The organism is Streptomyces sp. NPDC001068, from assembly GCF_042897315.1.
GTDB lineage: Bacteria > Actinomycetota > Actinomycetes > Streptomycetales > Streptomycetaceae > Streptomyces.
In genome coordinates this window covers 43,258-67,740 of the sequence record NZ_JBIAYD010000008.1, presented here as the reverse complement: position 1 = coordinate 67,740, position 24,483 = coordinate 43,258, and the positions used below count along the sequence as shown (strand labels likewise).

The 24,483-nt window shown below is 72.9% G+C and carries 26 protein-coding genes; 11 read left to right on the top strand and 15 right to left on the bottom strand.

Going from position 1 to position 24,483, the window contains the following annotated elements; translation table 11 throughout:
* The first annotated feature begins 10 nt into the window (after positions 1 to 10).
* From ACFY3I_RS22875 to ACFY3I_RS22865, 3 genes are read left to right on the top strand one after another with little or no spacing between them, the layout of a single operon-like run.
* The gene (locus ACFY3I_RS22875) at positions 11 to 580 is read left to right on the top strand and encodes a phage tail protein (protein ID WP_365292952.1); all 570 of its coding nucleotides are present in this window, start codon (positions 11 to 13) and stop codon (positions 578 to 580) included.
* Positions 577 to 1,968, top strand: a complete 1,392-nt coding sequence (locus ACFY3I_RS22870; protein WP_390862281.1) for a zinc ribbon domain-containing protein — start codon at positions 577 to 579, stop codon at positions 1,966 to 1,968. Before ACFY3I_RS22875 ends, ACFY3I_RS22870 begins: the two co-directional genes overlap by 4 nt.
* 15 nt (positions 1,969 to 1,983) lie before the next feature.
* Entirely contained in the window at positions 1,984 to 2,271 is a 288-nt protein-coding gene (locus tag ACFY3I_RS22865) for a hypothetical protein (RefSeq protein ID WP_390862279.1), read from the top strand.
* A 6-nt stretch (positions 2,272 to 2,277) separates the two neighbouring features.
* Here the strand turns inward: ACFY3I_RS22865 and ACFY3I_RS22860 are convergent, their stop codons facing one another.
* The 3 genes from ACFY3I_RS22860 to ACFY3I_RS22850 form a co-directional block, all read right to left on the bottom strand.
* Positions 2,278 to 3,228, bottom strand: coding sequence for a glycoside hydrolase family 26 protein (locus tag ACFY3I_RS22860; RefSeq protein WP_390862277.1), 951 nt, complete (start codon positions 3,226 to 3,228; stop codon positions 2,278 to 2,280).
* A gap of 95 nt (positions 3,229 to 3,323) precedes the next feature.
* Complete coding sequence (locus ACFY3I_RS22855) at positions 3,324 to 4,064, bottom strand: M23 family metallopeptidase (protein WP_390862276.1); 741 nt, start codon at positions 4,062 to 4,064, stop codon at positions 3,324 to 3,326.
* Between the two features lie 83 nt (positions 4,065 to 4,147).
* Positions 4,148 to 4,588: a MarR family winged helix-turn-helix transcriptional regulator gene (locus ACFY3I_RS22850; RefSeq protein ID WP_390862274.1), complete on the bottom strand. Its 441-nt coding sequence runs from the start codon at positions 4,586 to 4,588 to the stop codon at positions 4,148 to 4,150.
* A gap of 105 nt (positions 4,589 to 4,693) precedes the next feature.
* Between ACFY3I_RS22850 and ACFY3I_RS22845 the strand changes: the two genes are divergently transcribed.
* Together ACFY3I_RS22845 and gndA are read left to right on the top strand one after the other, a co-directional pair.
* Positions 4,694 to 5,659 carry a zinc-binding alcohol dehydrogenase family protein gene (locus ACFY3I_RS22845; protein WP_390862272.1) on the top strand — a complete coding sequence of 322 codons (966 nt, stop codon included), beginning with the start codon at positions 4,694 to 4,696 and terminating at the stop codon, positions 5,657 to 5,659.
* A 63-nt stretch (positions 5,660 to 5,722) separates the two neighbouring features.
* Positions 5,723 to 7,162 carry an NADP-dependent phosphogluconate dehydrogenase gene (gene gndA / locus ACFY3I_RS22840; RefSeq protein ID WP_390862270.1) on the top strand — a complete coding sequence of 480 codons (1,440 nt, stop codon included), beginning with the start codon at positions 5,723 to 5,725 and terminating at the stop codon, positions 7,160 to 7,162.
* Positions 7,163 to 7,250: 88 nt separating this feature from the next.
* Here the strand turns inward: gndA and ACFY3I_RS22835 are convergent, their stop codons facing one another.
* Positions 7,251 to 8,291 carry an NlpC/P60 family protein gene (locus ACFY3I_RS22835; protein WP_390862269.1) on the bottom strand — a complete coding sequence of 347 codons (1,041 nt, stop codon included), beginning with the start codon at positions 8,289 to 8,291 and terminating at the stop codon, positions 7,251 to 7,253.
* 198 nt (positions 8,292 to 8,489) lie between these two features.
* Here ACFY3I_RS22835 and ACFY3I_RS22830 point away from each other — a divergent pair, with 198 nt between their 5' ends.
* Both ACFY3I_RS22830 and ACFY3I_RS22825 read left to right on the top strand, forming a co-directional pair.
* Entirely contained in the window at positions 8,490 to 9,542 is a 1,053-nt protein-coding gene (locus tag ACFY3I_RS22830; protein ID WP_390862267.1) for a chitinase, read from the top strand.
* 115 nt (positions 9,543 to 9,657) lie between these two features.
* Positions 9,658 to 11,064, top strand: coding sequence for an FG-GAP and VCBS repeat-containing protein (locus ACFY3I_RS22825; RefSeq protein WP_390862265.1), 1,407 nt, complete (start codon positions 9,658 to 9,660; stop codon positions 11,062 to 11,064).
* Between the two features lie 52 nt (positions 11,065 to 11,116).
* Here ACFY3I_RS22825 and ACFY3I_RS22820 read toward each other — a convergent pair whose 3' ends face one another.
* From ACFY3I_RS22820 to ACFY3I_RS22810, 3 genes are all read right to left on the bottom strand, one after another.
* Positions 11,117 to 11,572, bottom strand: coding sequence for a VOC family protein (locus ACFY3I_RS22820; RefSeq protein WP_390862263.1), 456 nt, complete (start codon positions 11,570 to 11,572; stop codon positions 11,117 to 11,119).
* Positions 11,551 to 12,285: a TOPRIM nucleotidyl transferase/hydrolase domain-containing protein gene (locus tag ACFY3I_RS22815; protein WP_390862261.1), complete on the bottom strand. Its 735-nt coding sequence runs from the start codon at positions 12,283 to 12,285 to the stop codon at positions 11,551 to 11,553. The genes ACFY3I_RS22820 and ACFY3I_RS22815 overlap by 22 nt, the downstream gene beginning before the upstream one ends.
* Before the next feature lie 145 nt (positions 12,286 to 12,430).
* Positions 12,431 to 13,006, bottom strand: a complete 576-nt coding sequence (locus ACFY3I_RS22810) for a TetR/AcrR family transcriptional regulator (protein WP_390862259.1) — start codon at positions 13,004 to 13,006, stop codon at positions 12,431 to 12,433.
* Positions 13,007 to 13,233: 227 nt separating this feature from the next.
* Between ACFY3I_RS22810 and ACFY3I_RS22805 the strand changes: the two genes are divergently transcribed.
* Both ACFY3I_RS22805 and ACFY3I_RS22800 read left to right on the top strand, forming a co-directional pair.
* Positions 13,234 to 14,253, top strand: coding sequence for an aldo/keto reductase (locus ACFY3I_RS22805; RefSeq protein WP_390862258.1), 1,020 nt, complete (start codon positions 13,234 to 13,236; stop codon positions 14,251 to 14,253).
* A 22-nt stretch (positions 14,254 to 14,275) separates the two neighbouring features.
* Positions 14,276 to 15,157, top strand: coding sequence for an LLM class flavin-dependent oxidoreductase (locus ACFY3I_RS22800; protein WP_390862256.1), 882 nt, complete (start codon positions 14,276 to 14,278; stop codon positions 15,155 to 15,157).
* 316 nt (positions 15,158 to 15,473) lie between these two features.
* On the opposite strand, the gene ACFY3I_RS22795 is transcribed toward ACFY3I_RS22800, so the two are convergent.
* The 6 genes from ACFY3I_RS22795 to ACFY3I_RS22770 form a co-directional block, all read right to left on the bottom strand.
* Complete coding sequence (locus tag ACFY3I_RS22795) at positions 15,474 to 15,761, bottom strand: SCO5918 family protein (protein WP_365292980.1); 288 nt, start codon at positions 15,759 to 15,761, stop codon at positions 15,474 to 15,476.
* Positions 15,762 to 16,013: 252 nt separating this feature from the next.
* A complete protein-coding gene (locus tag ACFY3I_RS22790) occupies positions 16,014 to 17,510 on the bottom strand; it encodes a DEAD/DEAH box helicase (protein ID WP_390862254.1) in 1,497 nt (498 codons plus the stop codon).
* 177 nt (positions 17,511 to 17,687) lie between these two features.
* Positions 17,688 to 17,891 (bottom strand): cold-shock protein, encoded by a 204-nt coding sequence (locus tag ACFY3I_RS22785; RefSeq protein ID WP_031482971.1) that lies wholly within the window; start codon positions 17,889 to 17,891, stop codon positions 17,688 to 17,690.
* Between the two features lie 233 nt (positions 17,892 to 18,124).
* A complete protein-coding gene (locus ACFY3I_RS22780) occupies positions 18,125 to 18,499 on the bottom strand; it encodes a helix-turn-helix domain-containing protein (RefSeq protein WP_390862252.1) in 375 nt (124 codons plus the stop codon).
* Positions 18,500 to 18,739: 240 nt separating this feature from the next.
* Complete coding sequence (locus tag ACFY3I_RS22775) at positions 18,740 to 19,597, bottom strand: MBL fold metallo-hydrolase (RefSeq protein WP_390862250.1); 858 nt, start codon at positions 19,595 to 19,597, stop codon at positions 18,740 to 18,742.
* Positions 19,598 to 19,714: 117 nt separating this feature from the next.
* Complete coding sequence (locus tag ACFY3I_RS22770; RefSeq protein WP_390862248.1) at positions 19,715 to 20,764, bottom strand: 2-dehydropantoate 2-reductase; 1,050 nt, start codon at positions 20,762 to 20,764, stop codon at positions 19,715 to 19,717.
* Positions 20,765 to 21,066: 302 nt separating this feature from the next.
* Here ACFY3I_RS22770 and ACFY3I_RS22765 point away from each other — a divergent pair, with 302 nt between their 5' ends.
* Positions 21,067 to 21,459 (top strand): nuclear transport factor 2 family protein, encoded by a 393-nt coding sequence (locus ACFY3I_RS22765; protein ID WP_390862246.1) that lies wholly within the window; start codon positions 21,067 to 21,069, stop codon positions 21,457 to 21,459.
* Here ACFY3I_RS22765 and ACFY3I_RS22760 read toward each other — a convergent pair.
* A complete protein-coding gene (locus ACFY3I_RS22760) occupies positions 21,449 to 22,099 on the bottom strand; it encodes a TetR/AcrR family transcriptional regulator (RefSeq protein WP_390862245.1) in 651 nt (216 codons plus the stop codon). The genes ACFY3I_RS22765 and ACFY3I_RS22760 overlap by 11 nt on opposite strands.
* Positions 22,100 to 22,170: 71 nt before the next feature.
* Here ACFY3I_RS22760 and ACFY3I_RS22755 point away from each other — a divergent pair, with 71 nt between their 5' ends.
* Complete coding sequence (locus tag ACFY3I_RS22755) at positions 22,171 to 22,785, top strand: peroxiredoxin-like family protein (RefSeq protein ID WP_390862244.1); 615 nt, start codon at positions 22,171 to 22,173, stop codon at positions 22,783 to 22,785.
* Between the two features lie 79 nt (positions 22,786 to 22,864).
* Here ACFY3I_RS22755 and ACFY3I_RS22750 read toward each other — a convergent pair whose 3' ends face one another.
* Positions 22,865 to 24,334 carry an MFS transporter gene (locus ACFY3I_RS22750; RefSeq protein WP_390862242.1) on the bottom strand — a complete coding sequence of 490 codons (1,470 nt, stop codon included), beginning with the start codon at positions 24,332 to 24,334 and terminating at the stop codon, positions 22,865 to 22,867.
* Positions 24,335 to 24,483: the final 149 nt, after the last annotated feature.

The following is a 24,483-nucleotide window of genomic DNA, read 5'->3' as shown; positions in this document are numbered from 1 at the left end:
GAGTCGTCCGTTGAGAGGTTCCATCGACGGTCTCGGCTCCTCCGTCCCGATCGGTGCGATGCTCCCGGCGGTCTTCGCCGACGACGACCTGGCGCTGCGCTTCGTCGCCGGCCTGGACGACGTGATCGCCCCGATCCCGAACGCCCTGGACTGCCTGCCCAGTTACTTCGACCCGGCGCTGGCCCCGCTGGACTTCGCGGAGTGGCTCGGCACCTGGGTCGGCGCCGAGACGGACGGCACCGAATCCGAACCGCTGCTCCGCGCGGCCGTGGCGGCGGCCGCCTACCTGCACCGCATCCGGGGCACCCGGCTGGGGCTGTCCGAGACGGTCCGCCTGGCCTTCGGGGTGACCCCGGACATCACGGAGAGCGGCGGCGCCGAGTGGAACGCCCGGCCGCTGGGCTCCTTCCCCGGCCGGCCCCGCCCCGGCCTGCACGTCCACCTCGCGCTGCCTTCCCCCACCCCGGCCGACGAGGTCCGCCTGGAACACCTCGTGGCGGCCGCCCGCCCCGCGCACATGCCCTACACGGTCCAGGTGACCGCATCTTCTCCGTCCGCCGAAAGGACCCCGCAGCAATGACGACCAACCGGAACTGCACGGAGTGCGGCACGGTCGCCGACCCGGGGCAGTCCTTCTGCGACGCCTGCGGCTCGGTACTGACCTGGGCCGTCACCGGGGAAGACGCCCCGAAGCAGTCGGCCACCCCTGAGCCGACCCCGACCCCGACCCCGGCTCCGGCTCCGGCTCAGACCCCGATCCCGACCCCGGCTCAGACCCCGACTCCGGCTCCTGCCCCTACCCCGGTTCCCGCTCCGGCTCCGGCTCCGGCCGCCCCGGTCTGGGACGGTTTCGCCCGCCGGGACGCGCTGGCCACGGCCACGGCCGCGCCCCGGGAGGGTCGTGAGGCCGACCCGGAGGCGCGGCTGCCGTCGCGTGAGCGCGACCAGCCCGCACCCGCCGTGACCTCTCCCACGGCGGAGACCACTCCCATCCCCGCGCCCGCCCCGCGGGCCGCCGACACCGTTCCCCAGCCCACGCAGCCGCAGGGTCCCACCGAGGACGAGCAGGACCGAGCCCGCCGTCTCCTCATCCCCGTGACGGACCCCACGCCGCCCGCACCGGCGCCCGCCTCCGTCAGCCCCGTCCTGCCCGGCCGCCCCACACCCCAGCGGCCGCAGACGGTCCGTGCCCCCGGCGAGGACCTCGGCGCCCACGGCGGCACGCCCTGTCCCTGGTGTGCCACTCCCAACCGCCCCGACCGCCACTTCTGCACCCGCTGCGCGATGCCCATGGCCGGCGGCGGACCCGACGCCGCCACGGCACGCCGGCCGTGGTGGCGCCGCATCTTCGACTGGCGCAACCGGGAGACCCCCTGGGCCGGCGACCGTCCCCGGCTGCGCCGCACCTTCGACCGCGTGCTGACCTGGATCGGTGCGGCCGTCGCCCTGACCCTGGTCACCGTGCTGGCGATCAACATCCCGAACGCGGTGAGCGCCACCCGCGACCACTTCGCCAAGCGCGCCTCGGTCTCCCCGGACAAGGTCAGCGCGTCCCGCTCCTACGCCGGTCACAAGCCGGACCTGATGTTCGACAAGCTGAGCAACACCTGGTGGGGCCCCGGTGTGAACGAGGGCGGCCAGGGCGAGTGGGTCGAGGCCCGCTTCGACGAGCCGACCCGCCTGCTCAACGTCATCGTCACCTCGGGCGAGTCCAACCACTTCGACCAGCTGAAGAAGTCGGCCCTGCCGCACCGGATGGAGGCGGTCATCAAGACGTCCGACGGCAAGACGGAGACCCGGGAGATCGTCCTCGACCAGGTGCCCGGCGGGCAGACCCGCAACTTCCGCGCGCAGAACGTCCTCTCGGTCAGGTTCACCGTCGAGTCCTCCTACCAGGCCTCGCCCAAGACCCAGGTGGCCATCGCCGAGATCGAGTTCTTCGGCCCGTCGAGCGCGAACTCCTCCTGATGTCATAATCCGGCCATGGCCGAAAAGGACACGGGCGGGCGGCGTTTCGCGCGCACACTCCGGCGCAACACCTCGCTCGCCCACGTGGCCTTCGTGCTCGTGACCCTCCCGATGACCAAGTTCGTCGTCGCCGTGGTGTCTCTCGCCGTCGGTGCCGTCCTGGGGCACGGGTTCTCCACGGGGAAGCTGCTGCACGACGTGGGTGACCTGGTGGCCGGTCTGGTGTTCGCCTGCCTGTTCGTCCTGGTCGCCGTCCCCGTGCGGTCGAGATGGCGGAGGCGGCGGCCGGTCCCGGAGGGGTGAGGATCCCTACTTCCTCATCAGGGACCGGTAGACGGCCGTGGACCTGGGGTTGCCCCGGCAGCCCCACACCCCGTGCGGGCAGTAGTCGGTGATGGTCTGGTACAGCGGCCGGTTGGCGGCGAACCACTCCACCATGCCCCTTATGTACGCCGGGTCGTCGCCGTTCTCGAAGAGCCCCCACTCGGGGTAGGAGACCGGCTTGCCGTGCGCGCGGGCGAAGTCGACCTGCGCCCGCAGCCCGTACGGCTCGGTCACCTGTTCCGCGAAGGGCAGGCCGCGCGGGGAGTCGTAGGCGTCCATGCCGATGACGTCGACGAACCGGTCCCCCGGGTAGCAGCGGGTCCAGGGGATTGCGTCCCGCCCGCGGTTGGGCGCGAAGTCGAACCGGAACCGCTGGCCGGGCACCGACCGCATCGCCGTGACGATCCGCGCCCAGTAGGCCTTCCAGGCGGCCGGGTCCGGTCCGCAGCGGTGCGTGTACGTCACCCCGTTCATCTCCCAGCCGAGCACCACCACCGTGTCCGGCGCGCCGACCGACACCAGCCGCCGGGCCAGTGTCCGGAAGTGACCGTCGTAGTCCCCCGCCGCACCGGAACGCAGCCGGCGGCGCACCTCCGCGTCCGGCAGGTGCGCCTCGGTCCCCTCCAGCATCGGCACGTTGAGCACCAGGAGCCGGTCCGGCGCGGCCCGCCGCCACTGTGCCCACAGCCGGACGAAGCCGGGGGCGCCCTCGATGTTCCGCCACACGTCACCGGGGAGGTAGGTGTGCCCGACCCGGGGTTCGTCGCGGCCCAGCCAGCTGCCGAGCGCGCTCACCCGGCGCACGCCCTCGGCGCCGTAACCGAGGTACGCCCCGAACGGGCCGGGTGCCGCGGGCCGGGCGGTCTCCGGGCGGGAGACGGGGAACAGGAACAGCGCGGCCAGCGCGGCGACCAGGAGCAACCTCAGACGTGCCATGGGGTGCAGTCTGGCCGCTCGGGCAGGGCGAGTTGCCCGTTGTGGGCATCTTGGACTGCTGTGCGAGGGCCGGGGTCGTGGCGGTGGCGCCGCGGTCACGGCGGCACGCGCACCCCGTGCCGGCGCAGCCACGGCAGCGGGGGCACCGCGGAGCCCATGGCGGGGCCGGTGCGGACCTCGAAGTGCAGGTGGGGGCCGTCCGCGTTGCCGGTCGAGCCGGCCGAGCCGATGCGCCGGCCGGCCCGGACGATGTCGCCGGGGCGGACGCTGATGACGGACAGGTGGGCGTACTGGGTGTAGAACCCGTCCGGGTGGTGCAGGACGACCTGGTTGCCGTAGCCGTCGCCGCAGGACGCGGTCACGACCCGGCCCGGTCCGACGGCGTACACCGGGGTGCCTGCCTTGACCGCGAAGTCCTGCCCGGTGTGCCGGTGTCTCCAGTGACGGCCCTCGGCGGAGTAGCCGGCGGAGAGCCGGTAGTGGACCGTGGGCGCGGTCCAGCGGCCGGCGGAGGCCCCGGCGGACGGGGGACTGAGCGGCCCGAAGGCGCAGTGTCCGGTGCCGAGGGCGGGGTCGGTGCCGAGGCCGGCCCGGAGATCGGAGTAGGGGTCGGTGCCGAGGCCGGCGCGGAGATCGGAGTAGGGGTCGGTGCGGAGACCGGTGCCGAGGCGGGAGCGGAGGCCGGTGCGGACATGGGTGCCGGTGCTGTGGCCGGTGCGGACACCGGTGCCGGTGCGGAGGGCCGCGGGGGCGGCCTTCGCGGGCGGGATGAGGAAGGCGCCCGTCATGAGGAGGACGACCGCGGCCGTCACGAGTCGTTGGTCATCCGTTCTCATTGTCGGATCCTCGGACGGACGGCCGGGCCCCGGGCGGCCTCACACGCCGGGTGCCGTCACTTTCGCCCGTTCGGGTCCGGCGGTCAGATCGGCGTGTGGTGGCCGACCAGGGCACTGGCGAGCAGGGAGAGCGTGCCGCGCTGGTCGTCGGTGAGGTGCGCGGTGAGTTCCCGGATCGCGCGCTCGACCTCGGCCTCGCAGCGCCGGATCAGCTTCCGCCCCTCGGGGGTGACCGAGACGAGGGTGCTGCGTTTGTCGTGCGGTGAGGGGGACCGGCGGACCAGGTCCCGGCGTTCGGCGCGGTCGACCAGGCCGGTCATGGACGACTTGTCCAGGCCCAGGTGGTGGGCGAGTTCCTGCATGCCGGGGGTGCGGTCGCGCAGCACGCCGAGCAGCCGCAGCTGGACGACCGACAGGCCGTGCTCCGCCGCCACCGCGCCGAGCGCGGCCTGCACCAGGAACGACAGCTGGGCGAGGCTGTCCACGATCCCCAGGTCCGTCACGTTCTCCGGTTCGTCCGACATGGCAGTCATCCTACGAGGATTAGTACGTGGCGCCAACCACTTGACTCGGTACGTGACACGAACTAATTTAATTGGTGTCACGTACTAAATCTGGAAGGGGTCGTCATGCACGCAGCCGTGGTCCACTCGTTCGACCGAGCCCCCCGGTTCGAGGAGTTCGCCGCTCCCGAGCCCGCCGAGGGCACACTGCTGGTGGAGATGGTCGCCGCCGGCCTGCACCCCCGGGTGCGCTCGGGCGCCGACGGTACGCACTACACCAGCGACGGCCGGCTCCCCCTGGTCCCCGGCGTCGACGGCGTGGGCAGGCTGCCCGACGGGCACCTCGTCTACTTCGTCGCCGGCGACGAGGGTCCGGGAACCATGGCCGAGCGGGCCCTCGTCGACCCCCGCCGGTCCGTCGCCCTCCCCGCCGACGCGGACCCGGTGACCGTCGCCGCCGCCATGAACCCGGCGATGTCCTCCTGGGTGGCACTGCGCCGCCGGATCACCTTCAGGTCCGGGCAGAGCGTTCTGGTCCTCGGCGCCACCGGCAACGCGGGCCGGATGGCCGTACAGATCGCCCGGCACCTCGGCGCCGCCCGGATCGTCGCCGCCGGCCGCGACCCGCGACGGCTGGAACTGCTCCCCGGCCTCGGCGCCACCGACGTGGTCCCGCTGGCCGGGGACCCGGACCAGGCCTTCGCCCGGCTCGGTGAGGCCGCCGCGGACGTCGACGTCGTCCTCGACTACACCTGGGGCGAGCCCACCGAGCGGGCCCTCCCGGCCGTGCTGACCCGGCGCACCGACCGCAGCGCCGCTCTGGACTGGATCCAGATCGGCTCCCTGGCCGGACCGGAGATCACCCTGCCGTCCGCCGCGCTGCGCGCCGCCAACCTGCGGCTCATGGGCAGCGGCCAGGGCTCGGTCACCGCCCGCGGGATCGTCGCCGAACTGCCCTCCCTGATCACCGAACTCACCCGGGGCACCCTCACCGCCGACGCCCTGCCGATGCCGCTGTCCCAGGTCGAGGAGGCCTGGACCGCACCCGTCGAGCCCGGCCGGCGGATCGTCCTGACCATGACCGGGAACTGAACACCGGCCCCCGCTCCGACCGTACTTGCGGGGACAGCGTTCGTCCGCAGATCGGAGTCCCCCGTGCACGCATCCGCAGCCATCGGCGTGACCGGCCTCGGAGTGATGGGCCGCAACCTGGCCCGGAACTTCGCCCGGCACGGCTACCCGGTCGCCGTCCACAACCGCACGCCCGCCCGCACCCGCGCCCTGGTCGACGAGTACGGGCACGAGGGCACGTTCGTCGGGGCCGAGACCGCCGCGGACTTCGTCGCCGCCCTCGAACGCCCCCGGCGAATCATGATCATGGTGCAGGCGGGTGCCGCCACCGACGCCGTCATCGACGAGTTCGTACCGCTCCTGGAACCCGGTGACATCGTCATCGACGGCGGCAACGCCCACTTCGCCGACACCCGCCGCCGCGAGGCCGCCCTGCGCGCGAAGGGCCTGCACTTCGTCGGGGTCGGGGTGTCCGGCGGCGAGGAGGGCGCGCTCAGCGGGCCGTCGGTCATGCCCGGCGGTTCCGCCGAGTCGTACGCCGTCCTCGGGCCGATGTTCGAGGACATCAGCGCCAAGGTCGGCGGCGAGCCGTGCGCCACGCACGTCGGAGCGGACGGTGCCGGGCACTTCGTGAAGATGGTCCACAACGGCATCGAGTACGCCGACATGCAGCTCATCGCCGAGGCGTACGACCTGCTCCGCCAGGTCGGCGGGTACGAACCCGCCGAGATCGCGGACATCTTCCGCCAGTGGAACGGCGGCCGGCTCGGCTCGTACCTCATCGAGATCACCGCCGACGTGCTCGCCCACGTGGACGCCGCCACCGGCGAGCCGTTCGTCGACGTCGTCGCCGACGCGGCCGGGCAGAAGGGCACCGGGCGCTGGACCGTGCAGACCGCGCTGGACCTCGCCTCGCCGGTCACCGCCATCGCCCAGGCGACCTTCGCCCGGGCCGCCTCCGGCCGCCGCGAACTGCGCGCCGCCTACGCCGGGCTGCCGGGCGGCACCACACCCCCGCTCAGCGCGACCGAGGCCGACCGCTTCGCCTCCCGCGTCGAACACGCCCTGTACGCGTCGAAGGTCATCGCCTACGACCAGGGCATGACGATGATCCAGGACGCGGCCGCCGAGTACGGCTGGAAGATCGACCTGGGCGCGGTGGCCCGGATCTGGCGGGGCGGCTGCATCATCCGGGCGTCCTTCCTGGACCGGATCCGCGCGGCCTACCGGGCCGACCCGGACCTCGTCAGCCTGCTGGCCGAGCGGGAGTTCGCGCGGGAGATGGCCGACGCGCAGGTGCCGTGGCGGGAGACGGTCGCCTCCGCGGCCCGCCGGGGCATTCCGGTGCCGGCGTTCTCGGCGGCCCTGTCCCACTACGACACCCTGCGGTCACCGCGCCTGCCGGCCGCCCTCCTCCAGGGCCAGCGCGACTACTTCGGCGCGCACACGTACGGCAGGATCGACCGCGCCGGGTCCTTCCACACCCACTGGGCGACGGCGGGCCGCCCCGAGACAGAGGGCTGACAAGCGCCCCCGCCTTTCAGGGGCGCGGGGAACTGCGCGGCGAACCACGACGGACCCGCGGTTCGCCGCGCTCCCCCGGGGCGCCGATTCAGACGCGGACGCCGAACATGAACGGTCCGCCGATGGTGCTCATCGACTCGTAACGGACGACCGTGCCGGTACGCGGGGCGTGCAGGATCTGCCCGCCGCCCGCGTACAGGCCCACGTGGTGCAGGTCGTTGAAGAAGAAGACCAGGTCGCCGACCTGGAGCCCGGACGTCGAGTAGATCCTGGTGCCGATCGTCGTCTGGGACTCGGAGGTGCGCGGGATGGAGACCCCGGCCTGCGCGTAGGCCCAGGAGGTCAGGCCCGAACAGTCGAAGGAGGACGGACCGGTGGCGCCGTAGACGTACGGGGTGCCGATCTTGGACTGGGCGGCGGCGAAGGCGGCGGCGGCCCGGCCGGTGGCGGAGGTGGCGTTGCCGAGGTCCACCCGCTCGCTGGAGGAGCGGCTGGCGCGGTCCTGCTCGGCGGCGAGCGCGGCCTTCTCGGCGGCGGTGAGGCTGTTCAGCAGCTTCTGCGCCTCGGCCAGCTTGGCCTGGACCTCCTTCTTCTTCGCGCCGAGTTCGGTGCGGGTGGCGGCCAGGTCCTTGAGCTTGCCGGTGGCCTCCGCCCGCTGCTGCGCCAGCTCGCGCTGCTTGGCCTGGATCTTCTTCAGCGTCTCGACCTGCTGGCCGCTCAGCTGGTCCAGCGTGGACGCCTTGTCCAGGTAGTCGTCCGGGTCCGCGGAGAGGAACAGCTGGAGCGACGGGTCGATGCCGCCGCTGCGGTACTGGGCGGTGGCCATGGAGCCGATGCCGTCGCGCAGTTCGTTCAGGTCGTCCTGACCACGGGCGACCGAGTCCTGCAGCGCGGATATCTGCTTCTGGAGCTTGTCCTGCTTCTCCTTGGCCCCGTTGAACCTCTCGGTGGCCTGCTCGGCCTGCTCGTACAGCTTGTCGACGCGGGACTTGACCTCGTCCTTCTTGGGCTTGGCGGCGGGCGCGGCCTCGGCCGCCTGCGAGGAGAGGACCACGGCGGCAGCGGCGGCCGTGGTGAGCACGGTGACCCGAGCACGGCTCGGCTGCTTGGGACGACGGTGGAACGCCACGGAGGCGATCTCCTTCCGAGCAGAGGTTCGGGTAACAGACCTTAATGACTCTCTTATGGTCGGCTCAAATCTTCGCATGAAAATTCCAGACCGGAACTGACCGGAGAGGTACGTCACTTGGCGCCGTAGCGAACGGTCGGGTCTGGGGATCGCAAAGAACCTTGACAGTCAATTGGTCTAGTCCAACTATGGGCGTCCATGAGACGCACTCGTGCACTGCAGGCCGCCCTGACCGCAACCGCCCTGTCCACCGCGCTCGTTGCTCTCGGAACGGGCGCCGCGCACGCCTCCCCGCACCACACCGCGAAGCCCATGCCCGCCCGGGTCGCGGCCCCCTACTTCGAGGCCTGGACCGGAGAGAGCCCCGCCGCGCTCGCCGCCGAGTCCGGCAACAAGTACCTCACCCTCGCCTTCCTCCAGACGCCCGCCGCCGGCTCCTGCGCCGCCGACTGGAACGGCGACGCCACCACACCCATCGGCCGGTCGGCGTTCGGCGCCGACATCACCGCCCTCCAGGCCCGCGGCGGCAACGCCATCCCCTCCTTCGGCGGCTACGCGGCCGACACCACCGGCACCGAACTCGCCGACAGCTGCACCGACGTGGACGCCATAGCCGGGGTGTACGAGAGCCTCGTCACGACGTACGGCATCTCCCGCATCGACCTCGACATCGAGGCGGACTCCCTCGCCGACACGGCGGGGGTCGACCGCCGCAACCAGGCGATCGCCAAGGCCGAACGGTGGGCCGACCGCACCGGCCGCCCGCTCCAGTTCTCCTACACCCTGCCGACCACCACCAAGGGCCTGGCGCCCAGCGGCCTGGCCGTCCTGCAGAACGCCGTCACCCACCACGCGCGCGTGGACGTCGTCAACATCATGACCTTCGACTACTACGACGGCGCCACCCACGACATGGCCGCCGACACCAGGACCGCGGCCGACGGGCTGCACGCACAACTGGCCGCCCTCCACCCGCACAAGAGCTCCAAGGAGCTGTGGGGCATGGTCGGCGTCACCGAGATGCCCGGCATCGACGACTACGGTCCCGAGGAGACCTTCACCACCCGGAACGCCGTGGACGTCGAGCGCTGGGCCGTCGCCCGGGGCATCGACACCCTCTCCCTCTGGGCGCTCCAGCGCGACAACGGCGGCTGCGTCGGCACCGGCGGTGCCAACTCCTGCTCCGGAATCGCCCAGGACACCTGGCAGTTCAGCCGCACCTTCGCCCGCTTCGCCCGTTCCTGGCGGTAGGCGACCCGTCAGCCACAGGAGTTCACCCCGTTCCCGTACAACCCCGGCCCCCCTCCGGAGGTCTTGGCATTGCCACGGCACCACACCCGGTCTGGACCGACCCACGGGGGACCCCTTGCGTACGCGTACCGTTCTGCTCGCCGCCGCGCTGTTCGCCTCCGGGCTGACGCCGCTGGCGCTCACCGCGCCGGCGGCCGCGGCCACCGCGAAGTTCCCGGACGACTTCAACGGCGACGGCCACCGCGATCTCGTCCTCGGCGACAGCACCGCCACCGTGGGCGGCAAGAAGGAGGCCGGGGCGGTGGTCGTCGTCTGGGGCACCGCCCACGGCCCCGACTTCGCCAAGCGTTCGGTGATCACCCAGAACACCCCGTACATCGCGGGCACCGCCGAGACGGACGACTTCTTCGGCACGAAGGTCACCGCGGCGGACGTGAACGGCGACGGCTACGGCGACGTCGTCGTGACCGCTCCAGGCGAGGACGACGGCGCCTACCACGGCACCTTCACCATCCTGTGGGGCTCCAAGTCCGGGCTCACGAACGGCACGTCCTTCGCGAGCCCGGGCTGCAAGGCCTGCGACTTCGCCAAGGACGTCGCGGTCGGCGACTTCACCGGGGACGGCCGGCCGGACGTCGTGGCCGTCACCAGCGACTACGTGTACGTGGAGCGCGGCCCCTTCACCAAGACCGGCGGACACGGCAAGGCCACCAACCTGGACCCCGTCGACGGCGAGAACATCGAGCCGGACCTCGTCGTCTCCGGCAAGGTCACCAAGGACGGCATCGCCGACTTCGCGGTCCTCGGCTACGACCTGGACACCCGCACCAACCGTGTCTGGTTCTACCGCGGCCGCTCGGGCGGCCCCACCGCCCCGCCCCGCAAGATCGGCCTGCCTGCCTCCGCCGACGACACCCACGCGAGCGCCGCCATCGCCGACTTCGACCGTGACGGTTACGGTGACCTCGCGATCGGCGTCCCCCGCTCCGGCAAGGGCGGCGCCGTCCACATCCTCAAGGGCACCTCGGCGGGCCCCGGCACCACCGTCAGGACCATCACCCAGAACACCACCGGAGTGCCCGGCACCAGCGAGTCCCCCGACTACTTCGGATACGACGTCTCGGCGGGCGACGTCAACAACGACGGCTACCCGGACCTCGCGGTGGGCGTCCCCACGGAGCAGTTCACCACCGGCGGCCTCTACCCCGGCGCCGTCACCGTCCTGCGAAGCGGCACCACGGGCCTCACCGGAAAGGGCTCCCGCCAGTACGACGTCAGGACCCCCGGTGTCGCGGGCGAACCCGGAGAAGGCGACAGCGCCTGGTTCGGCGCCTCCGTCCTGCTCCGTGACTTCACCCACGACGGCCGCGCCGAACTGATCGCCTCCGCCGACGAGGCCGGCCGCCTCTACTACCTCCCCGGCACCGCCACCGGCCCCACCGGCACCGGTTCCACACTCCACACGGGTCAGCAGCTCGGCCTGGGCGACCGCCCCTACTTCGGCGCGGTCCTGGCCGACTGAGCGGCCGCCCTCGCCACCGGCGTGGCGGTTCTGGACGACTTCTGGACGACTTCTAGACGACGCAGAACTCGTTGCCCTCGGGGTCCTGCAGCAGGACGGCGTAGGACCCCGCGTCCGGCTCGTCGGTGACCCGGAGCACGCCCGCGCCGGCCGCGACCAGTCTTTCCACGGTGGCGGTGACCCGCCGCGTGCGGACCGCCAGGGGGACCTCGCGTCCGCCGCCCACCTTCAGGTCGAGGTGGATCCGGTTCTTGGCGGCCTTGGGTTCGGGAACGAGCTGGAACCACACCCGGGGCCCCCGCCCGGCGGGATCCACGATCGACTCCGGGACGTCGCCCGCCCCGTCGGGCAGCTCCTCCTCGGGCACCCCGGCGGCTTCCCAGTACGCCCGCCAGGTGGCGTGGCCCGAGGGCGGGGGCTCCGGCACGTAACCCAGAGCCTCGCTCCAGAACGCCACCAGCCGCCGCGGGTCGGCGCAGTCGATCGTCAGCTGCAGAGTCGTCTCCATGACCTGAGGGTGGCAGACGGGTCCGACAGGGCCGTGGGACCGCCGGACGGGCCGTCGAAGAAGGCGTCCAGCAGGCCGGTGAGCGGTGCGGGCGCGTGGTCGGGGCCGAGTGCCTCGACCAGGACCCGGCCGTAACGGATCTTCCGCCCCTTCTTCGTGCCGAGGAACCGGCGGAGTTGCTGCTGCGGGGTGCGGCCCTGCTGGGCGGGCTGGTTCAGGAAGGTGTTCAGCGGGCGCGCGTCGCCCTCGGCCCGGATGAGTTCCGTGACCCGGGGCGGCCCGAGCGCGCGGATCAGCTCGTCCTCCAGGTCGGCGGCACAGACGAAGAACCCGTGCTGCGTGGCACCCGCCCGCTCCAGGCCACGGGCGTAGTAGGGCCACTCCCGCTCGTCGCACAGCCCGGTCAGCCGCAGCCCCAGGCCGGGTGGTCCGAGCAGGCGGGCGTAGCGTCCGATGTTCATCGCCCCGCCCATCGACAGAACGCACACCCCCTCGGCGGCCGGGTCCCGCCCGCGCCGCGCGGCCAGCGCGTCCACGGCGGCGACGTCGCTCGGTCCTTCGAGCAGCACGGCGACCCGCACGCCCAGCCGGTCCCTCAGCCGCACGGCCGAATCCCGGCCGGGGCCACCGCCGTCCCCGCCCGCACCGCCGGCACCGCTCGCGCCGCCCGCCCAGTCGGCGACCGCGTCGCGGAACGTCCTCATGTCGGCCATGGCGCGAGTCTCCGCCCGCCCGGGCGCCGGTGCCACGGAATTTCCCTGTCGGTCACCGCGGTCCGAGAGCGGTTCGCCGGCCGAGGGCGTGCCGTCGGTCCGCCGCCGTTCCCGATCGGGCTGCCGCACACCTAGCGAGTGTTCCTCATGCCCGGCCAAGTCCGGTGACGAGGAGGGCGACGAGCCGGCGGGCGTCGTAGCCGGGGTCGTTCTCCGCGCCGATGCAGAGATTGCCGACGCCGCGCATCAGTTCGACGGCGGCCAGGTCGGTGCGGATCTCGCCGGACTCGGTCGCGGCGTCGAGCAGTCGGGTACAGACGGGGACCAGGCGGTCCAGGAAGTAGGCGTGCAGGGTGTCGAAGCCCGTCTGGTCGGAGCGCAGGGCGGCGGCGAGACCGTGCTTGGTGACCAGGAAGTCCACGAAGAGGTCGATCCACCGGCGCAGCGCCTCGTAGGGGCTGGACGCTTCGGCCAGCAGCGACGGACCGGCCTCGGCGCAGGCCTCCACCTGGTGCCGGTAGACGGCGATGATCAGGTCCGCGCGGGTGGGGAAGTGCCGGTAGATCGTCGCCGTGCCGACGCTCGCCCGGGCCGCGATGTCGCGTACCGGTGCCTCCACGCCCGCCGCGACGAACGCCGCGGCGGCGGCCTCCAGCAGGGTCGTCTCGTTGCGCCGCGCGTCCGCCCGGCGGGGCCGGACCGCCTGCTCCTCGTCCTTCATCGACCGTCCCTCATCTCCGACCGTCTGCCGTCTGCCGTCTGCCGTCTGCCGTCGGCGGTCGTCCGGCGGCCGCCGTCGACCGTCCCGCGTCGGGTGCCTTCTCCGCTGTCACCCTATCGGGGCGTTGCTAAACGGGACAGCGTTCCGTATCGTCGGAGACATGAAACGGGACATCGTCCCGCTTGTGGGTTCAGTCATTCTCATACGTCCGTGAAGGAGACCAGGTCATGCAGTACCGCACCTTGGGCCGTACCGGTGTGCAGGTCAGCGCGTTGGCGCTGGGCGCGATGAACTTCGGCGCGATCGGCCGCACCACGCAGCAGGACGCGACGGCGATCGTCGACGCGGCGCTGGACGCCGGGATCAACCTGATCGACACGGCCGACATGTACGGCCAGGGCGAGTCGGAGCAGATGGTCGGCAAGGCGATCGCCGGCCGCCGTGACGACATCGTGCTGGCCACGAAGGCGGGCCTGCCGATGGGCGACGAGCGCAATCACCGCGGGGGCTCACGACGCTGGCTGGTCACGGAGCTGGAGAACAGCCTGAGGCGGCTCGGCGTCGACCACGTGGACCTGTACCAGATACACCGCTGGGACCCGGCCACGAGCGACGAGGAGACCCTCTCGGCGCTGACCGATCTGCAACGCGCCGGGAAGATCCGTTACTTCGGCTCGTCGACGTTCCCCGCCTACCGGATCGTCCAGGGCCAGTGGACGGCACACGAGCACCGCCTGAGCCGCTACGTCACCGAGCAACCCAGCTACTCCCTCCTCCAGCGCGGCATCGAGGCCCATGTGCTGCCGGTGACCGAGGAGTACGGGATGGGCGTGCTGGCCTGGAGCCCGCTGGCCTCGGGGTGGCTCTCCGGGGCCGTGCGCAGGGGCCGGTCCATCACCACCAGCCGGTCCACGCTCCGTCCCGAGGGCTTCGACCTCGCCCTGCCCGCCAACCAGGCACGGCTCGACGCCGTGGAGCGGCTCGCCGTCGTGGCGGAGGAAGCCGGGCTGACCCTGATCCAGCTCGCGCTCGGCTTCGTCACCGCGCACCCGGCCGTCACCAGTGCCCTCATAGGCCCCCGCACCCTGGGCCACCTGGAGTCGCAGCTGGCCGCCGCCGACACCGTGCTCTCCGCCGACGTCCTCGACGCGGTCGACGCGATCGTCGCCCCCGGCACCGACCTGGCCGCGCACGAGAAGCACGACACCCCGCCCGCCCTCCTCGACCCGGTACTGCGCCGCCGCTGACCGACGGCAGAGAGGCCATCCCATGACATCCACCATCACGACCCCGCCCCGCTTCGGGATCATGACCGCCCCCATGCACGTGTCGTACGAGGACGTCCTGCGCGTCTGGCGAGAGGCGGACGGGATCCCGCGGATCGAGCACGCGTGGCTGTTCGACCACCTCATGCCGATCGGCGGGGATCCCGACGGCCCGGTGCACGAAGGCTGGACACTGCTGTCCGCCCTGGCCGCCCAGACGCGACGGCTGCGCCTCGGTCTCCTGGTCACCAGCAACCGTTTCCGGCCGCCCGCCGTGCTGGCCAAGATCGCCACCACCGTCGACATCGTCTCCGGCGGCCGGCTCGACTTCGGGATCGGCGTGGGCTCACGGCCGCATCCGCCGGAGGCCCGGCGCGAGTACCCGGCGCACGGGCTGGCCTTCACTCCTCCCGCGCAGGCCGTGGAGAGTCTCGCCGAAGCCTGCGCCCTGATCCGCCGTCTGTGGACGGCAGCGGAACCCTTCGACTTCCACGGCAGCCACCATCAGCTCACCGGCGCCTTCGCGAACCCCAAACCGGTCCAGCGTCCCCACCCCCCGATCCTGATCGGGGGCCGGTCGGCGGCGGCCCTGCGGGTGACCGCCGAACACGCCGACCTCTGGAACATCCCGGGCGGCGACATCGAGGACTGCGTCCGGCGCAGCGCCCTCCTGGACCGGTACTGCACGGAGATCGGGCGCGACCCCGCGGAGATCATCCGCTCCGTCCACCTGCCGGTCTCCTACGACCGCCCGGAGACGACCCGCGCGGCGATGGCCGAGGCACTGGAGGCCGGCTTCCGGCACATCGTCCTGGGCCTGCCGGCCCCGTTCCCGGAAGGGGTCGCGCACTGGGTGGCGGAGGAACTCATCGCCAAGGAGGCCTGACCTCCCACGGACATCCCACGGGCATCCCGGGGGCCGCCCGCACGGCGGGGCACCGCACACCGTGCCCTGCACGCCGGACCCCCGCACGCGGGCGACCGGTTGTCGCCGGGCAGCCCCGCGGCGACAACCGGCTGATCGGGTCGCTCAGGTCAGCGCGGTCCGCGGCACGTGGCCGAACCGTCGGCCGCACCGGCCGGAGTCCGGCCCGCTCAGGATCCGAGTGCCACATCCGCGGCCGCCCAACCCACGAACGGCTCACTCCGGCGTACCGCCCAGTCCGGCGTACCGCTCGGTACTCACGGCGGTCCGGAGAGCGTCACCAGCCGAGGATGTCCTCGTCCGCCCGCGTCTCCTGGACCGGCGTCACCGGACGGGCGTCGTGGCAGGTGAAACCGAGCCGGGTCAGCGCGCGGCGCATTTCGAGGGCCGTGAAGTCACGACGGTTCTGCCGGGTGATGACTTCCCCGACCTGCATCACGGGGTAGACGCGGCTGTCGATGGTCACGCTGACGCCGGTGACGGTTTCCGGCGTGTGGCTGCTCATCGACTGCTCGACCTCGCTCTTGGTCAGGTCGAAGGGAAAACGGGCGATGACAACACGCATGGATGCCTCCTCAGAGAGCGACCGCGGGGCGCGGCGGGGGACGGGGTTTCGGACGGCTGTCGAAGGGTGAGGGCGAGAACGCCCGAGGTGTGTCGGTGGTCGTCGATCACGGGGAGGGGGACACGTCCGGGAAGCGGTCCGGCGGTCGGGCCGGGCGGGACACGAGCCTGGTTGGGCCGGTCCGCCGGGAACCGTCCCCATGCTCCGGCCGGGGGCGGCTGGTCCTCCTTCGGCTACGAGTGCTGCGAGTGGCTACGAGTCGGTCCGTGAGGTGCCACGGCGGGTCCGGGCGGCGGACGAGCGGGTTCCGCGGCCACGTCCCCGACCACGGCCGCGGCCGGCGGGGCGTGCGCCCTCGCGGGGTGTGTCGGTGGCCGGTGGGGCCAGGGTGACGGGCACGCCCGAGGGGGTGCGGGCGCCGGTGATGCGGTGCAGTTCGTCCTCACCGGGGCGGACCTGGACGGCACGCGCGGTGATCCCGGCGTCCGTCATCAGGCGGTCCACGGCCCGTCGCTGGTGCGGCAGGACGAGAGTCACGACGGTGCCGGTCTCGCCGGCGCGGGCGGTACGGCCGCCGCGGTGCAGGTAGTCCTTGTGGTCGGCGGGCGGGTCGAAGTTGACGACGAGGTCGAGGCCGTCGACGTGGATGCCGCGGGCGGCGACGTTGGTGGCGACCAGGACCGAGACGTGGCCGTCCTTGAACTGGGCGAGTGTCCTGGTGCGCTGCGACTGGGACTTGCCGCCGTGCAGTGCCGAGGCCCGCACGCCGACGGCGAGCAGCCGCTTGGCGAGCCGGTCCGCCGCGTGCTTGGTGTCCAGGAACATCAGCACCCGTCCGTCCCGGGCGGCGATCTCGGTGGCGGCGGTCTCCTTGTCGACGTCGCGCACGTGCAGCAGGTGGTGCTCCATCGTGGTGACCGCGCCCGCGGACGGGTCGACCGAGTGCACGACGGGGTCGTGGAGGTAGCGGCGGACCAGCAGGTCGATGTTGCGGTCCAGGGTGGCCGAGAACAGCAGTCGCTGCCCGCCGGTGGGCACCTGGTCGAGCAGCGCGGTCACCTGCGGCATGAAACCCATGTCGGCCATCTGGTCGGCCTCGTCGAGGACGGTGATGTCGACCTGGTCCACACTGCAGGCATCGCGTTCGATGAGGTCCCGGAGGCGGCCGGGCGTCGCGACGACCACCTCGGCACCGCCGCGCAGGGCGCTGACCTGGCGGCCGATCGACATGCCGCCCACGACGGTCGCGAGGCGCAGCCGCAGGGCGCGCGCGTAGGGGGTGAGGGCGTCGGTGACCTGCTGGGCCAGTTCCCGGGTGGGGACGAGGATCAGGGCGAGCGGCTGCTTGGGCTGGGCGCGCCGCCCGTCCAGGCGGGCCAGGAGAGGCAGGCCGAAGGCGAGTGTCTTGCCCGAGCCGGTGCGGCCGCGGCCCAGGACGTCCCGGCCGGCCAGCGCGTTCGGGAGGGTGGCCGCCTGGATGGGGAAGGGGACGGTCACGCCCTCGGTGTTCAGGGCGGCCGACAGCCGTTCGGGCATGTCCAGTTCGGCGAAGGTCTCGACGGGCGGCAGCGGCTCGGTGAGGGTGACCGGCAGGGCGAACTCCTGGCGGCCGGTGGCGGGGCGCCGGGTCTGGTGTCCCGATCCCTGGGATCGGACGCGGTTCCCGGAGGGGGCGCCTGCCGAGCGGGCGGCGGTTCGGTCCGTGCGGTGGCGGCCGGAATTGCCGCCGGTGCGGCGGGTGCGGTTCAAGAGGGACCTTCCTCGATGCGGCGTATCGAGGAATTCCGCCTGGGCGGACGGAAGACCGCGCGAGGAATCACAAGAATGAGCCGGGGAAAAAGAGAAAAGCTGGGGCCCGCACCCCAAGAGCGCGGGCCCCAGCCTCAAAACGCGCGAGCCAGTGGCTCGTAGCGGTTCGCGTCAGCTTCAGGCGGGAACGATGTTCTCGGCCTGCGGGCCCTTCTGGCCCTGCGTGACGTCGAAGGTCACCTTCTGGCCTTCCTGAAGCTCGCGGAAGCCCTGGGTGGCGATGTTCGAGTAGTGGGCGAAGACGTCCGGGCCGCCACCCTCCTGCTCGATGAAGCCGAAGCCCTTTTCCGCGTTGAACCACTTCACGGTGCCAGATGCCATATTGAATCTCCCTTGAGGGGCAGTGCCGGACTCCGCACTTTACGAAGCCGAGTCGCCGCGATGATCACCCCTCCGGAATGATCCGGAAAGCTTTACAAAGAAAAAGATTTCTCTGGCAACCAAAACTGCAACTGCTATCACGCTAACACAGGCAGGCTGTAAGCGGCCATGTGTTTTCGGCGCCGTACGCGCATTCTAGTGCCGCCGTCGGGGGTAATTCTGTACCGGCGATGCTAGATATTTGGGCCGTGGCCGCCCTGTCCGCCGTGGGCGCCGTGCCCGCCGTGGGCACCGAGCTTCCGGCTGATTTCCCTGTTGAGCCGCAGGGCGTCCGCCAGTTGGTTCTCCAGGGAGATGATCCGGCACGCGGCCTCGACGGGGGTGCCCTGGTCGACCAGTTCCCGGGCGCGCGCGGCGATGCGCAGTTGCCGCCGCGAGTACCTGCGGTGACCTCCTTGCGAACGCAACGGAGCGATCAGTCCTGTCTCGCCGACGGAGCGGAGGAATGCGGGGGTGGTACCGAGAACGGCGGCGGCCCGGCCCATGGTGTAGGCGGGGTAGTCGTCATCGTCGAGGTTGCCGGCGACCGGGGCGTTCTCAGCGGGCATGACACCTTCGTTTCGGGGACGCGGCGAAGGGCCCGGGCGGGCCTGGCACCGGTCTCCGGAGGATCCGGCGCCATCCGCGTCGCACCGCAACCCTAACTCCGGCGCCGCCGGAGATGTGGCTCCGCCGTGGCAGATTTCCGTCGGCCGTCTCGGCCTGGCGCGAGACGGCCGGTCGGTCCGCGCTCGCCACGCCGTCCGTCCGTTCGGCGTACCGGCCGCGCCGGCGGTGGCTGCGCGGTGTCAGCCCCGGGCGCCGAGCAGGTCGTGGGCGGCGACCCACAGGGTGTAGGGGTTGGCGAGGTCGGGATGGGCGGCCGTCATCCTGTCGATCAGTTCACCGGGCGTGGAGCTGTCCGCCAGGGCCGTCTCGAAGTCGGCCAGGTAGCGGCGGCTCTCGTCGATCTGGCGGCGTGCGTCGTCGTCGGGGGCCGCGGGGTGGCGGTGACCCGCGATCAGCGTGTCGGCCTCCAGCGCCGCCACGGTGTCCAGGGCCCGCGCCCAGTCGGCCCGGGTGCCGGGGGTGGAGCCCGCCAGCCACATGTGGGTCCGGTTGTAGGCGACGTCGCCGGAGACCACCAGACTCAGCGCGGGTACGTGGACGACGCTTGAGTGCCCGGTGTCGGTGGTGCCGACCGGGATGACCGTGGCCGTCGCGGCGCCGACCGGGATGGTGGTGCCCGCCAGCGGTCCCGGCGCGACGGGCGACCCGGTCAGCTCACCGGGGAAGAAGCCGCCCCAGACCCTCAGGTATCCCGGCGAGATCTGCTCCCGCATGGCGGGCACGGAGTCGGCGAGCGCCACCGGCCTGGCCCGCGGGAACGCCTCGAGGATCTCCGACAGCGCGAGGAAGTGGTCGGCGTGCGGATGGGTGATGTAGACGTGGTCGGGCTCGCGGTCGTGGGCCCTCACCCATTCGGCCAGCTCCCGCCCCTCCCGCACGGTGATCAGACAGTCGACCAGCAGGGTGCCCTCGTCGTCGCCGATCAGGGTCGAGGTGCTCGGCGGCCAGGTCGCCGGGCCCACCGCCTCCTCGAAGCCGGGCACCGCGCTCGGGACCGGCTTGGGCTGTGCCACGAACACGTCGAAGTCAAGGCTCATGGCCACATGATCGCGCCGCCACGGCCCGGTACGGCCCCGGCGCGGCCATGGCGTGTCCGCGCGACGGCCGCACGGCCCGCCTCGCCCGGTCCACGGCGCCTGGCGGGTGCGGCTCGTTCAGCGTGCGGCGCGCAGTTCGGCGTAGAGCTCCGGGCCCGTCCAGGTGCGCGGCGCGGCCTCCGCCGCCCGCACCAGGTCGGCGAGGCGGGCGTTCGCGGGCGCGCGGCGCCCGTGGGCGGCGGCCAGGGCGACGATCTCGCCCTGGAGGGAGTCGATCTCCGTGGCCCGGCCGCGTTGCAGGTCCTCCCACATCGAGGAGCGGGCGTGCGCGTCGATCCGCAGGGTCGCCCCCGCCAGCCGCCGGAAGAGGCCGTCGGGCAGCCCCAGCACGTAGGGGGTGACGCCGGGCGCGGTGGGGCCGAGGCGGGCCGGGGTGACCCCGGCGGCACGGTAGACGGCGAGGGCCTCCCGCTGGCACAGCGCGAGGCAGCGGCGGTAGGACCGCCGGCCGAGCTGGTCGCGGAGGGGCAGCCCGGACAGGGCGTTGATCGCGTTGTTGAGGTTCAGCAGCAGTTTGCCGTGCTGCACCTCGGGCATGTCGGCACGGGCCTCCACGGCCAGGTGCGCGGTGCGCAGGGCGGAGACGAGCCGGTCGTCCGGCTCGGTCATCAGCCGGCCGGGCATGCCCTGGTGCACGGTGCCCGGCTCCGACTGCACCACGTTGTAGGGGACCATCCCGGCCAGCACGGTGTGCCCGGGGAGTGCGGCGCGCAGGGTGGCGGGGTTGTGCAGCCCGTTCTGGAAGCTCACCACGACCGTGCCGGGGGCGAGGTGGGCGGCGAGTTCCCGGGCGGCGGCCGCGGTGCCGGCGGACTTCACGGTGACCAGCACGTAGTCGGCGCCGGCGGCGCCCTCCGGGCCGGTGGCCAGCGTCAGGAGTTCCGGCGCGAGCCGGACCGGCGGGCGGACGGAGGTGCTGAGGGTCAGCCCCCGCTCGCGCAGCACCTCCATGGCGGCGGGCCGGCCGATGAACGTCACGTCGTACCCGGCGGCGCGCAGATGGCCGCCGACATGGCACCCGATGGTGCCCGCGCCGAGAACGGCGAAGCGCGGCCCGGGCAGCGGGTTCGCGGGCGGCACGGCTGGTACGGACGGCTCGGCTGGCATCGACGGCTCCTGCGGAAGGCGGCTCACGATCAACCGTATCCACGCGCACACCCCCTTGGCGATGGCGTCGCACGACAGCGGTCCACGACGGCACCGGGCGGCGGCACTCGGCGGTGGCGGCACCCGGCGGCACTTGGCGGTGGCGGCCGACGGCGGCGCCCGGCGGTGGCTGTTCACGGTCCGGGGCGTGACCGTGCCCGTGCCCGGCGGACGGCGTTTCTCCCGGCCGTGGCCGCCCTCCCGCGGTCTGATACAGGCCCGTCCCTGATCAGGCGTCGGTCTTCGCCGGAGGAGCACACACCATGTCCGCGTCCGAGAACATCGCCCTCGTCCGCCGCTTCTACGAGTCCAGGGTGGCGCCGGAGGTCTTCCAGGAGGTCATGGACCCGGAGCTCGTCTGGGACATCACCCCCGGCTTTCCCGGCGGCCGGGTCTACCACGGCCCGGAGAGCGTGGGCCGGGACTTCTTCGGGCCGCTGATGGAGAACTTCGAGACCTTCTACCCCGTGGGCGACGAGTACTTCGCGGACGGGGACGGTCATGTCTTCGCCCTCGGGCACTACCACGCGGTGGGCAGGCGGGGGGCGAGCGCCGACGCCAGGTTCGTGCACGTCTGGACGGTCCGGGACGGCAGGCTCGTCAAGCTTCAGCAGGTCAGCGACAGCCTGGTGGTGGACCGGGTGATCAACGGCTGACTCCGCCGGTGCCGTCGGCGCCGCCGGATGCCTCGAGGCCGTCGAGCAGCATGCCGAGCCCGCCCAGGAACTCCCGGTCCGGGTCGACGGCCTGGGCGGCCCGGGCGGTCTCGGCCATGTGCGGGAAGTCGTCGGGCGACAGCGCGGAGATGGCCGCCGTGCCCGGACCCGCCAGGGGTCCGAGGTGTTCCAGCTGGATCGCCCCGGTGAGGTGGGCGAGCAGGGCGCGCAGGGCGACGACCCGCCGCTCGCCCACCACCCCGGCCTCGTCGAGGACCACGAGCACCGTCTCCGACCAGCGCAGCACCCCGAGGGAGTGGTGCCGGTGGGCGATGACCAGCGGGACGACCGCGGGGTGCGCGCCCACGGTGTCGCGCATGCGCCGCACCAGGACCGTGATCCGTTCCCGCCACGCGGCGGCGGGGTCCGGCGGCTCGGTGTCCACGGCCTCCAGGACCAGTTCCACGACGAGCCGTTCCAGTTCCCCGCGGTCCCGTACGTACCGGTAGAGCCCCATGGTGCTCATGCCGAGTTCCTTGGCGACGGCCCGCATCGACAGCCCGGCGAGTCCCTCGCGGTCGAGGACGGCGAGTGCGGCCGAGGCGAGCTGGTCGGGGGCGAGAGAGCGCGGTCGTGGCATGGCGGTTGACAGCGTACGGCATACGCTTACGCTGGTAGGCGTATGCCGTACGCTTACGGAGGGGAGCAGTCATGCGTACGTCCCGTAACCCGATGACCCCTGGTTCCACGGTGCCCGGGCGCGGTCTCGCCGCGGTCTCCGGCGACCTCGTCCCCGTCCCCGACCCCGACCACCTCGTCCACCTGCAGTTCCGGCGGTTCGCCGGCTGCCCGGTCTGCAACCTGCATCTGCGCTCGGTGGTGCGGCGGCACGACGAGATAGTGGCCGCCGGTGTGCGCGAGGTGGTGGTCTTCCACTCGCCCGCCGACGAACTGCGGCCGCACGCGGCCGACCTGCCGTTCGCCGTCGTCGCCGACCCGGACAAGCGGCTGTACCGGGAGTTCGGCGTGGAGCAGTCGCCCCGCGCCCTGCTGACCCCGCGGGTCTGGGGGCCGATCGTCCGCGCCGTGGTGAGCGGCGCGTGGCACGTGGTCCGCGGCCGAGAACGCCTGCCCGCCAACCGCCCGCACGGCGGCCGGCTCGGCCTCCCCGCCGACTTCCTCGTCGCCCCGGACGGCCGGGTGCTCGCCGTCAAGTACGGCGAGCACGCCTACGACCAGTGGGCGGTGGACGAACTCCTGGCGCTGGCCGCACGGCAGGCGCGCACCCCGTCCCCCGGGCCCCGGCCGGGTGCCGAACGGCCGTGACCGCGCCCGGCACGGCGTGCGGGCCGCCCACCGGCCCGGCCGCCCACCGGCCCGGAGCGGTGCGGTGTCCGCGGCCGGCTCAGGGTGGTGTCAGGCGGGGCGCGACCGCGGCGGTCTGGGCGCCGGACAACTCGTCGAGGGAGCGGCCGCGGGTCTCGACCCGGAAGGCATAGGTGATCACGAAGCCCAGGGCGCAGGTGACGGCCACCCCGAACAGCAGGGTGCTCGCCCCGACGCCCGCCAGCAGGACGGGGAAGAGGAACGTCCCGAGCGCGGCGCCCAGTTTGCCGCAGCCGGCCGCGAAGCCGTGGCCCGCGGTGCGCATCTCGGAGGGATAGACCTCGGCGGGCAGCGTGAACGTGGTGGCGTTCGGCCCCAGGTTCATGAACGTGTTGAACAGCGCGAAGCCGACGGCCACCATGCCGAGGTGGGCGTCGGCGCCGCCCGGGAGCCGGTCGGCAAGGGCCAGCGCGCACAGCGCGACGGCCATCACCGCGAACCCGGTGAGCTGCAACGGCACCCGCCCGACCCGGTCGACCAGCACGATCGCCAGGGCGAAGCCGACGGCCAGGAAGACGTCCAGGAGGGCCGTGCCCGTGGTCGAGGCGATGTCGTCGGCGATGAACGTGGTGTTCGCGCCGGCCAGCGACATCGACGCCAGCAGGGTGGGGGTGAAGATGCCCACCCCGTACGTCGCGATGTCCATCAGGAACCAGGGCGCCGCCGAGAAGACGGTCCGCCTGCGCCAGCGGGGTGCGAACAGCCGCGGCTGGATGAACGCCCGGATCCCCTCGGGCGGCGGCTCCTGCCTGGCCCGGTCGGCGTCGGTCACGGCGACCGGCGTGCCGGTCAGCGCCTCGCCCACCTCGCGGGCCGCCGCGTCCTGTCCGTTCTGGGCCAGCCAGCGGGGACTCTCCGGCACCCGCCGGCGCAGCCAGATGATGACCAGCGCCGGCAGCGCCCCGAACCCCAGCAGGATCCGCCAGGAGCCGGACCGGGGCCAGATCTCCAGGATCACCACCCCGGCCACCGCGCCCAGCAGGATCCCCGCGGCCTGCAGACTGAACGCGGCCACCAGCCACCGGCCGCGGTTCTTCGCGGGCAGGATCTCCGCCAGGTAGCTCGCGGCGATCGGGTAGTCCAGGCCGATCGCGACACCGAGGACGAAGCGGAACGCCATCAGCGACCAGATGTCCCACGCGACCGCGCACAGCAGCGAGAAGACGACGAACATCCACAGGTCGACCCGGAAGATCCGGCGCCGGCCGACCCGGTCCCCGAGCGGCCCCAGCAGCGCGGCCCCGACGACCGAGCCGACGATGGCGGCCGCCGACAGCAGGCCCTTCTGCGCCGCGCTCACGTGGAAGTCGTGGGCCACCAGCGGGTTGGCGACACCGATGACGAAGAAGTCGAAGCCGTCGAGCAGGACGCCCAGTCCGGCCAGCAGCCAGAACAGGACGTGCAGGCGGGACATCGGGGCCCCGTCGAGCGCTTCGCCCAACGGCCGGACCTGAGGGGGAGTCGTCGGCCGCGTGGTCTCGGTGGTCATGGTCCTCACCAGGCCGGGGGCGTGGGGGGGGGGGGGGGGGCCCCCCCCCCCCCCGGGGGGGCGGGGCCCCCCCCCCCCCCGGGCCGGGGGGGGGGGGGGGGCGCCCGCGGGGGGGTTCGCCGCCCCGGGGTGGTTGGTGGGGGGGTTTT

Bases quoted from the DNA above. Each gene is read 5' to 3' on its own strand.
- ACFY3I_RS22845 (WP_390862272.1), top strand. From the start codon at position 4,694: ATGCACGCAGCCGTGGTCCACTCGTTCGACCGAGCCCCCCGGTTCGAG.
- ACFY3I_RS22765 (WP_390862246.1), top strand. From the start codon at position 21,067: ATGTCCGCGTCCGAGAACATCGCCCTCGTCCGCCGCTTCTACGAGTCC.
- ACFY3I_RS22800 (WP_390862256.1), top strand. From the start codon at position 14,276: ATGACATCCACCATCACGACCCCGCCCCGCTTCGGGATCATGACCGCC.
- ACFY3I_RS22855 (WP_390862276.1), bottom strand. From the start codon at position 4,064: ATGAGAACGGATGACCAACGACTCGTGACGGCCGCGGTCGTCCTCCTC.
- ACFY3I_RS22870 (WP_390862281.1), top strand. From the start codon at position 577: ATGACGACCAACCGGAACTGCACGGAGTGCGGCACGGTCGCCGACCCG.
- ACFY3I_RS22865 (WP_390862279.1), top strand. From the start codon at position 1,984: ATGGCCGAAAAGGACACGGGCGGGCGGCGTTTCGCGCGCACACTCCGG.
- ACFY3I_RS22780 (WP_390862252.1), bottom strand. From the start codon at position 18,499: ATGCCCGCTGAGAACGCCCCGGTCGCCGGCAACCTCGACGATGACGAC.
- ACFY3I_RS22815 (WP_390862261.1), bottom strand. From the start codon at position 12,285: ATGGCCGACATGAGGACGTTCCGCGACGCGGTCGCCGACTGGGCGGGC.
- ACFY3I_RS22785 (WP_031482971.1), bottom strand. From the start codon at position 17,891: ATGGCATCTGGCACCGTGAAGTGGTTCAACGCGGAAAAGGGCTTCGGC.
- ACFY3I_RS22760 (WP_390862245.1), bottom strand. From the start codon at position 22,099: ATGCCACGACCGCGCTCTCTCGCCCCCGACCAGCTCGCCTCGGCCGCA.
- ACFY3I_RS22755 (WP_390862244.1), top strand. From the start codon at position 22,171: ATGCGTACGTCCCGTAACCCGATGACCCCTGGTTCCACGGTGCCCGGG.
- ACFY3I_RS22860 (WP_390862277.1), bottom strand. From the start codon at position 3,228: ATGGCACGTCTGAGGTTGCTCCTGGTCGCCGCGCTGGCCGCGCTGTTC.
- ACFY3I_RS22795 (WP_365292980.1), bottom strand. From the start codon at position 15,761: ATGCGTGTTGTCATCGCCCGTTTTCCCTTCGACCTGACCAAGAGCGAG.
- ACFY3I_RS22810 (WP_390862259.1), bottom strand. From the start codon at position 13,006: ATGAAGGACGAGGAGCAGGCGGTCCGGCCCCGCCGGGCGGACGCGCGG.
- ACFY3I_RS22770 (WP_390862248.1), bottom strand. From the start codon at position 20,764: ATGCCAGCCGAGCCGTCCGTACCAGCCGTGCCGCCCGCGAACCCGCTG.
- ACFY3I_RS22830 (WP_390862267.1), top strand. From the start codon at position 8,490: ATGAGACGCACTCGTGCACTGCAGGCCGCCCTGACCGCAACCGCCCTG.
- ACFY3I_RS22775 (WP_390862250.1), bottom strand. From the start codon at position 19,597: ATGAGCCTTGACTTCGACGTGTTCGTGGCACAGCCCAAGCCGGTCCCG.
- ACFY3I_RS22805 (WP_390862258.1), top strand. From the start codon at position 13,234: ATGCAGTACCGCACCTTGGGCCGTACCGGTGTGCAGGTCAGCGCGTTG.
- ACFY3I_RS22850 (WP_390862274.1), bottom strand. From the start codon at position 4,588: ATGTCGGACGAACCGGAGAACGTGACGGACCTGGGGATCGTGGACAGC.
- ACFY3I_RS22750 (WP_390862242.1), bottom strand. From the start codon at position 24,334: ATGACCACCGAGACCACGCGGCCGACGACTCCCCCTCAGGTCCGGCCG.
- ACFY3I_RS22820 (WP_390862263.1), bottom strand. From the start codon at position 11,572: ATGGAGACGACTCTGCAGCTGACGATCGACTGCGCCGACCCGCGGCGG.